Source organism: Kluyvera cryocrescens NBRC 102467, from assembly GCF_001571285.1.
Classification (GTDB): domain Bacteria; phylum Pseudomonadota; class Gammaproteobacteria; order Enterobacterales; family Enterobacteriaceae; genus Kluyvera; species Kluyvera cryocrescens.
This window is the reverse complement of sequence record NZ_BCTM01000017.1, coordinates 117,707-125,609: the sequence shown is the minus strand read 5'-3', so window position 1 is coordinate 125,609 and position 7,903 is coordinate 117,707. Positions and strand designations below refer to the sequence as shown.

The 7,903-nt window shown below is 54.4% G+C and carries 6 protein-coding genes and 1 pseudogene; 2 read left to right on the top strand and 5 right to left on the bottom strand.

What is annotated here, in order from left to right; all coding sequences use genetic code 11:
- Nucleotides 1–106: 106 nt before the first annotated feature.
- Nucleotides 107–1,294: an acetyl-CoA C-acetyltransferase gene (locus tag KCR01S_RS13945; protein ID WP_061283313.1), complete on the bottom strand. Its 1,188-nt coding sequence runs from the start codon at nucleotides 1,292–1,294 to the stop codon at nucleotides 107–109.
- 111 nt (nucleotides 1,295–1,405) lie between these two features.
- Nucleotides 1,406–2,275, bottom strand: coding sequence for a LysR family transcriptional regulator (locus tag KCR01S_RS13940; RefSeq protein WP_061283312.1), 870 nt, complete (start codon nucleotides 2,273–2,275; stop codon nucleotides 1,406–1,408).
- Nucleotides 2,276–2,369: 94 nt separating this feature from the next.
- Between KCR01S_RS13940 and KCR01S_RS13935 the strand changes: the two genes are divergently transcribed.
- Nucleotides 2,370–2,825, top strand: a complete 456-nt coding sequence (locus KCR01S_RS13935) for a multidrug/biocide efflux PACE transporter (protein WP_061283311.1) — start codon at nucleotides 2,370–2,372, stop codon at nucleotides 2,823–2,825.
- A gap of 117 nt (nucleotides 2,826–2,942) precedes the next feature.
- Nucleotides 2,943–4,172, top strand: coding sequence for an amino acid permease (locus KCR01S_RS13930; protein WP_061283310.1), 1,230 nt, complete (start codon nucleotides 2,943–2,945; stop codon nucleotides 4,170–4,172).
- 107 nt (nucleotides 4,173–4,279) lie between these two features.
- Here KCR01S_RS13930 and mqo read toward each other — a convergent pair.
- The 3 genes and pseudogenes from mqo to KCR01S_RS13915 all read right to left on the bottom strand — a co-directional run bounded on the left by mqo (nucleotide 4,280) and on the right by KCR01S_RS13915 (nucleotide 7,869).
- Nucleotides 4,280–5,934 (bottom strand): annotated as a pseudogene (mqo, locus tag KCR01S_RS13925) (malate dehydrogenase (quinone)).
- Nucleotides 5,935–6,127: 193 nt separating this feature from the next.
- On the bottom strand, nucleotides 6,128–6,901 hold the full coding sequence (locus KCR01S_RS13920; protein WP_233269657.1) for an ABC transporter ATP-binding protein: 774 nt from the start codon (nucleotides 6,899–6,901) through the stop codon (nucleotides 6,128–6,130).
- Nucleotides 6,898–7,869 (bottom strand): ABC transporter substrate-binding protein, encoded by a 972-nt coding sequence (locus KCR01S_RS13915; protein WP_061283308.1) that lies wholly within the window; start codon nucleotides 7,867–7,869, stop codon nucleotides 6,898–6,900. The genes KCR01S_RS13920 and KCR01S_RS13915 overlap by 4 nt, the downstream gene beginning before the upstream one ends.
- Nucleotides 7,870–7,903: the final 34 nt, after the last annotated feature.

Here is a 7,903-nt window from a genome sequence, read left to right as displayed (position 1 = left end):
GACATCCCCTCATTTCTATTCGCTAAAATCAGGGGACAAAAACAAAAAAGGCCTCCAATGAGGCCTTTCTTATTTGAGGAATTTGAGGAGGAAAAACAACGCAGAATTACTGATTATCCCGTTCAACCGCAAGCGCGACACCCTGCCCGCCGCCGATGCACAGCGTCGCCAATCCTTTACGGGCATCACGCTTCACCATTTCATGCACCAGCGAAACCAATATACGGCAGCCTGAGGCGCCAATCGGATGCCCCAAGGCAATCGCGCCACCGTTCACATTGACCTTCTGCTCGTTCCATTCCAGCATTCTACCCACCGAAATAGCTTGAGCCGCGAAGGCCTCATTAGCCTCAATCAAATCGACATCGCTCAGTTGCCAACCCGCTCGCTCCAGACAGCGACGCGTGGCATAGACGGGGGCAATCCCCATCAATGCAGGATCCACCCCTACGCTCGCGAATGCGCGGATACGGGCGAGAATCGGTAATCCCAGCTCCAGGGCTTTGCTTTCGCTCATCATCAGTACCGCTGCCGCGCCATCATTAATCGAGGAGGCGTTGCCGGCGGTAACCGAACCGGCGCTTTCAAAGGAGGGCACCAGCCGCGCCAGGGCTTCCGCGCTGGCGTCAGTTTGCGGCTGTTCGTCGGTATCCACCACCTGCGCCACGCCGCCGGGCAGTGAATTGGTGACCGGTACAATTTCATCACGAAAACGTCCGGAATCAATTGCTTTACGCGCCTTATGCTGGGAGCTTAGCGCCCAGGCATCCTGCTGTTCGCGACTGATACCGTATTCACGCGCCAGATTTTCAGCCGTCACGCCCATGTGGTAATCATTGAACGCATCCCACAGCCCATCGTGGACCAGGCTATCAATCAGCTGGCTGTTGCCCAACTGAGCGCCGGTACGGCTGTCGGTCAAAACGTGCGGCGCGCGGCTCATATTCTCCTGCCCGCCGGCAATGACCACATCCGCTTCACCGCATTGAATAGCCTGCGTCGCCAGATGCAGCGCTTTTAAACCGGATCCACAAACGTCGTTAATGGTGATGGCCGAAACGGTATTCGGTAGACCGCCTTTGATAGCCGACTGCCGCGCCGGGTTTTGTCCGGTGCCAGCCGTCAGGACCTGACCAATGATCACCTCATCAATAACCGCGGCGGAAATCCCGCTGCGATCAACCAAGGCCTGGATCACAAGGCTACCCAGCTCCACGGCGGAATGGCGAGCCAACGCCCCCTGAAAACAACCAATAGGCGTCCGGACAGCACCAACGATAACGACGTCTTTCATCTCGACCTCAGCGCAAAATTGTCCGCGTATAGTAGATGATTGTTATCAAATTTTTTCGCGATTGTTTAAAAAAAGTGAGTTTTATCACAAAGGAAATGTCTATCCGCCGCGTCAGGCCGAAACCTGCTGCAGGTACTGCCGCAGCCAGCTTCCCGATACGCCGAGCGGAGCCGCTTTGTGCCACAGCAGATCGGTTGAGACCGATATTGGCCAGCCCGCAATATTGAGCATAGTCAGCTCTGCCGAACGAGCAAATTCCTCCACCAGCGCACAGGGCAGCGCGCACCATCCGAGCCCTTGTGCCGCCATGCTTAAGAGCATCAGATAGTTGGGCGCCGACCACACCGGTCCGCGCGACGGCGCTGCGCGGTTTTCCAGATAGGTATTCAGCCGTAACTCGCGCCAGGTGCGCAGTTGTTCCAACGTAAGCCCCTGCTCGCGGGTCAAGGGGTGATCGGGCGAGGTATAGATAGCCATGCGCGTCTGCATCGGCAAACGGATGTGGCCGATATCGGTGGGATAATCATCGCGTGCCTCAATCAGCCCCACCTGCGCACGCCCTTTTTGCAGCAGATCGACAACGTCGTCATCCTCCCCCACCAAACACTCAAATTCGGTATGTGGAAAACGTTGGTCAAACTGCGCCAGCAGACCTTCCAGCACGTCGGGATGCAGCGTATCGGAAAGCACAAACGTCAGCCGCGCTTCCGTTTCACCGCTCAATTCCACCGCCAGTTCATCCAGCCGCTCGCTGGCCGCCAGAATCGCTTGAACGTAGCTCAATACCCGCTGTCCTTCGGCTGTCAGCACCGGCTGACGCGCCGAACGGTCAAACAGCGTAACGCCGATATCAGCCTCCAGATGAGCGATAGCGGTGCTGATGGTGGACTGACTCTTTCGCAAACGACGGGCGGCAGCAGAGAACGAGCCGCAGGCGACCGTTTCCACAAAGGCGGTGAGAGCTTCGGGAGAATAGCGCATGAAGTATCTACTTTATCGATGGGTTCTATCTTTTACTTATCACATTTGTCCATAAAATACCCGCAACAACGTTCAATAATTGAAAGGTCATCAGATGCAACACGATTCATTACATCGCAGAAAACTTCCGGAGCGTATCTTCCATGCCGTTTGCTTTGAGGGGATCGCCACCGCGATCCTCGCGCCAACGGCGGCCTGGCTTATGCAACGCTCGGTACTGGAAATGGGTGGGTTAACGGTGATTCTGGCCACCACCGCCATGGTGTGGAATATCATCTACAACGCCTGCTTTGATCGACTGTGGCCGGTTACCCGCGTAAAACGCACCGCCAAAGTTCGCGCCCTGCATGCGCTGGGGTTTGAGTGCGGCTTTATCGTCATTGGCGTGAGCATCGTATCGTTTGTGCTCGGCGTGACGCTGCTACAGGCCCTGACCCTGGAGATTGGCTTCTTCCTGTTCTTCCTGCCCTACACCATGCTGTACAACTGGGCCTACGACAGTCTGCGCGAGCGGGTGATCAAGCGTCGTTTAGAAAATCGCTGCGCCTAAAATCCCTCATCTTTTCAGACCGATAGCCATCGGTCTGAAAATGTTCAGCCACACGAAAAGCTTATTATGGTAAATTATCCGCCATTTTTTTGGTTTCATGGTTGATATATTCAAATAATGTCTAAAATTTGGTCTAAAGAAGAGACCCTCTGGAGCTTTGCCCTATATGGCACTGCTGTTGGAGCGGGGACGCTGTTCCTGCCCATCCAGTTGGGTACTGCCGGCGCGGTGGTGCTATTTATCACCGCCCTCGTCGCCTGGCCCCTGACGTACTGGCCACATCGCGCGTTATGCCAGTTCATCCTGTCCGCTAACACACCGGCAAGCGTGGGTATCACCGGCGCCGTCACCCACTACTACGGTAAGAAGATCGGCAACCTGATTACCGCACTCTATTTCATCGCATTCTTTGTGGTGGTGCTGATCTACGCGGTGGCAATCACCAACTCGCTGGCGGAGCAAATTTCCCGCTACCGGCCAGTCGATTTGCCGCTGCGCGCGCTGCTAAGCCTGGGCGTGGTGCTACTGCTGAACCTGATCTTCATGACCGGTCGCCAGACGACCATCAAAGTCATGGGGATGCTGGTGTTTCCGCTGATTGCCTACTTCCTGTTCCTGTCAATTTACCAGATTGGTAGCTGGCAGCCGTCGCTGTTAACCTCCCAGATGGAGGCCAATACGCATACGCTGCACCAGGTGTGGTTATCCATTCCCGTGATGGTTTTCGCTTTTAGCCATACGCCGATTATCTCGACCTTTGCCATCGACCGGCGCGAGAAATATGGCGAGTTAGCCATGGGTAAATGCAAAAAAATCATGAAGGTGGCATATTTGATCATCTGCCTGAGCGTGCTGTTCTTCGTCTTCAGTTGCCTGATGTCAATTCCACCATCCTATATCAACGCGGCGAAAGACGAAGGCGTCACTATTTTGTCCGCATTGTCGATGGTGCCCAATTCACCGAGCTGGCTGTCTATTTCCGGCATTATCGTGGCGGTGGTAGCGATGTCAAAATCGTTCCTTGGCACCTATTTTGGGGTGATTGAAGGCGCCAGCGAGATGGTGAAAGCCGCACTCAATCAGGTAGGGGTTCGCAAGAGCCGTTCCTTCAACCGCGGGCTGTCTATTCTGCTGGTGTCGACGCTGACGTTTATTGTCTGCTGCATCAACCCGAATGCCATCTCGATGATCTACGCCATCAGCGGCCCGCTGATTGCCATGATTTTGTTTATCATGCCAACGCTGTCGACTTATCTAATCCCAACGCTCAAGCCTTACCGTTCCATTGGTAGCCTGATTACGCTGATTGTCGGGGTGATGTGTGTTTCAGTGATGTTCCTCGGCTAACCGGGTAACAGAACGTAAAAAGGCCTGTCGGGTTCCCCCAACAGGCCTTTTTTATAGCTTTAATTCTTCACCATCGGTGCCCAACAACGCAGACACCGGCGGGATAATTACAGCGCCATATCGTGCTGCGGTGATGCGCTCGCTGGCTGTTCAGCCGGTTTGGCCTGCGCAACTGGCGCAGTCGGCATAGTAATCACCGGCGGTTTGGTCAGTTGCAGCGTGGTAGCCGTGTCGTCCCACACCTGCTGCGTCAGCGCCGTATTGCCGTTCAGCGTCTGACCAAAGCTTGGTACGATACCGCGAATTTTGCTCTGCCACTCTGGTGAATTGAACTGTTCCGGGAACAGCTTTTTAATCACGTTCAGGGTGATCGGCGCAGCAGTGGATGCCCCCGGCGAAGCCCCCAGCAGTGCAGAAATCGTGCGCTGCTGATCAACAACCACTTCGGTACCCAGCTTCAGTACGCCGCCTTTATCCGCGTCTTTCTTGATAATCTGCACGCGCTGACCGGCCTGAATCAGCTTCCAGTCCTCTTTACGCGCTTCCGGGTAGTACTCTTTCAGCGCCGCAAAGCGGTCATCATCGCTCAACATCACCTGGCTAATCAGGTATTTCACCAGATCGAAGTTATCCAGGCCGACGTGGGTCATTGGCAGCACGTTGCTGGTAGTGGTCGTGCTCAGCAGATCGAAGAACGACCCTTCTTTGAGGAATTTGGTCGAGAAGGTGGCGAACGGCCCAAACAGCACCACGCGCTTGCCATCGATAAAGCGCGCATCGATATGCGGTACCGACATCGGCGGCGCGCCCACGGAAGCCTGGCCGTAGACTTTTTCCAGGTGCTGGCGAGTCACGTCCGGATTTTCGGTCATCAGGAAGGAGCCACCCACCGGGAAGCCGGCATAGTTATCGGCTTCAGGAATCCCGGTTTTTTGCAGCAGCTTCAGCGCCCCGCCGCCGGCACCGATGAAGACATATTTCGCATCAATGGCATGCTGTTTGCCATTTTTGACATCTTCAATGGTGACGTGCCAGGAGTTATCGCCGTTACGCTTAAACTCGGTCACTTCAGATGAGGTCTGCAGCGTGAAGTGCTCATTCTTCTGCAGGCTGCCAATCAGCTGACGGGTAATTTCACCGTAGTTGACGTCAGTGCCGGCAGGCGTCCAGGTCGCCGCCACCTTCTGCTGTGGATCGCGACCGGCCATGACCAGCGGCGCCCACTGGGCAATTTGCTGATGATCGGTGGAGAATTTCATGCCCTGGAACAGGGTGGTTTTTTGCAGCGCATCGTAGCGCTTGCCGAGATAATCAACGTTCTTATCACCCCAAACAAAACTCATGTGCGGCGTAGAGTTGATAAACGCATGCGGATTATTCAGCACGCCGCGCTTCACCTGTGCAGACCAGAACTGACGGGAAATCATAAACTGCTCGTTGATTTCCAGCGCTTTGGTGACGTCGATGGTACCGTCCGGGCGCTCCGGCGTGTAGTTCAGCTCCATGTTCGCGGAGTGGCCGGTACCGGCGTTGTTCCAGCCGTTTGAGGATTCAAGCGCCACTTTGTCGAGCTTCTCGACCATCACTTGTTTCCAGTCTGGCTGCAGCTCTTGCAGCCAGGTGCCGAGCGATGCACTCATAATCCCGCCACCAATCAGCAGGACGTCGGTTTTTGGGTGGTATCGGTATCTGCGTAAGCGGCTGAATTGACCAGCAGCGCTATTGTCGCCAGAGAGAAGAGTTTTTTATTTATAGCAGACATAATGATGATATTCGCATAGCAAAATGTAATGTGTGCGCTAATGGTAGCGCACTTTTACATTATTTTAAAATATCAGTCATTTTTCATTTCGAATTATTAACATTTATCTCCACATTGCTTTTTTTAATTAAAAAAATCAGCCTTATTCTTTGCGTGGAAATAAAGGCTAAGCAACTCATCTTGCAACGAATAATTAGTGCAAACCGAACTCCGCCATTAATTCCTGGCGTAATGCCACAAAATCGGCGCTGCTGCGAACGCGTGGGCGAGAGAGCGTGACTTCAATCGTCCGTATCGGGTCACCCTTAGTTTTCGGCAGAATCAACACCCGGTCGGCCAGGTAAATCGCCTCTTCCAGATCGTGCGTCACCAATACCATGGTAATTTTTTCCACCTCATGGATCCGCGCCAGCTCTTCCTGCATGGTAATTTTGGTCATCGCATCCAGCGCGCCCAGCGGCTCATCCAGCAGCAATATTTCCGGCTGAATGGTCAGCGCACGAGCGATACCAACGCGCTGGGCCATGCCGCCGGAAAGTTGGTTCGGCAGCGCCTGTTCACAGTGGCTTAATCCCACCAACTCAATCGCCTCTTTTGCCCGTTCCCGCGCCTTTTTACGCGGCACGCCCTGCACATCCAGGCTGAAGCTGACGTTCTCCAGCACCGTCAGCCAGGGCAGCAGACGCGGCTCCTGAAAAATAACCGCTCGCTCGCGGCTCATACCGTGCACCGCCTGACCATCAATCACCACATCGCCGCCGTCCGGGGTCTCTAAACCAGCCAGTATACGCAGCAGTGTGGTTTTCCCGCAGCCGCTTGGCCCAACGATAGCGATACTCTGGCCGCTGTCGATGTGCAAATTCAGATCGCGAAAGACATCAAACGGTTTACCCTCAAGGGAGAATGTCTTGCGTAAACGGCGAATCGAAATATCTCCGCGCGCTGACTCAATGGATGTTGTCATCATACACCTTCCGTTTTCAGCAAAATATTTGACGCTTTCAGCTGACCTTTTTGGATAACGCCGTCGCGTTCGAGAATATCCAACCAGAACTGCACATCGTGCGGCTCTGCCAGCCCACCTTTACGCACCCCGTAGCCGGTAAAATACTGTGCAACTTCCGGGTTCTCGCCGCGATCCTTGAGGATTTTGGCCATAATCTCGCGCACTTTTTCCGGATTATCGCGGGCATAGTCCAGCGCGCGCGCTGACTCTACGACGAAAATGCGCGCCGCATCCGGGTGTTTTTTCACAAAGTCAGCGCGCAGTACGGTGAAACCGCCGGCAATAGGTCCTAAAACGTCAGCATCGTTGAAGATAGGGCGCAGGCCGCCGTGGCTGCGCGCGGCGCCTTCAAAGGTAGTCTGCCAGTAGCCGAATGCCGCGACATCAACCTGCCCTGAGCGCAGAGTTTGCTCCAACTGCGGGCCTGGAACTGCAACCGGTTTGGCGGCGTTTTCCGGCAGATTGGCCTGATGCAGCGCTTCACGCAGGGTGTAGTCCAGATGCGCCCCCAGCGTATTCACCGCAACGCTTTTCCCCACTAAATCTTTGATGGATTTGATCGGGCTATCTTCTTTCACATAGAAGATCGATTTGGTGGTTTCATTGATACCGTTCGTCGGGTAAGCGGCGACAAAGTCATTGCCGTTGGCAATCGAGTTAATCACCGCCGGCGTGGCTGCGGATCCAATATCGATGCTGTTAGAAGCCAGAGCAAATAATGATTCCGGGCCGCCGCTGGCGTAACCGGCATTTTTAATTGCAACACCGGTGCCCTGGAAATAGCCGAGCGCTTCCGCTAATTCGTGCGCGGAAATACCGCCATAGCTCGCCATATAGCGCATGGTCACCTCGTCCTGAGCTCGCACAGAGGCGCTGATACCAAACAGGAAGAGTACCGCAACCCACGCAACATAAATTTGTTTTTTCATTATAAGATTCTCATCAGACTATATTCGAAAGCGA

What these genes read in the sequence shown, in the direction of transcription:
- KCR01S_RS13945 (WP_061283313.1), bottom strand. Translation starts at nt 1,294, where the DNA reads ATGAAAGACGTCGTTATCGTTGGTGCTGTCCGGACGCCTATTGGTTGT.
- KCR01S_RS13940 (WP_061283312.1), bottom strand. Translation starts at nt 2,275, where the DNA reads ATGCGCTATTCTCCCGAAGCTCTCACCGCCTTTGTGGAAACGGTCGCC.
- KCR01S_RS13935 (WP_061283311.1), top strand. Translation starts at nt 2,370, where the DNA reads ATGCAACACGATTCATTACATCGCAGAAAACTTCCGGAGCGTATCTTC.
- KCR01S_RS13930 (WP_061283310.1), top strand. Translation starts at nt 2,943, where the DNA reads ATGTCTAAAATTTGGTCTAAAGAAGAGACCCTCTGGAGCTTTGCCCTA.
- KCR01S_RS13920 (WP_233269657.1), bottom strand. Translation starts at nt 6,901, where the DNA reads ATGATGACAACATCCATTGAGTCAGCGCGCGGAGATATTTCGATTCGC.
- KCR01S_RS13915 (WP_061283308.1), bottom strand. Translation starts at nt 7,869, where the DNA reads ATGAAAAAACAAATTTATGTTGCGTGGGTTGCGGTACTCTTCCTGTTT.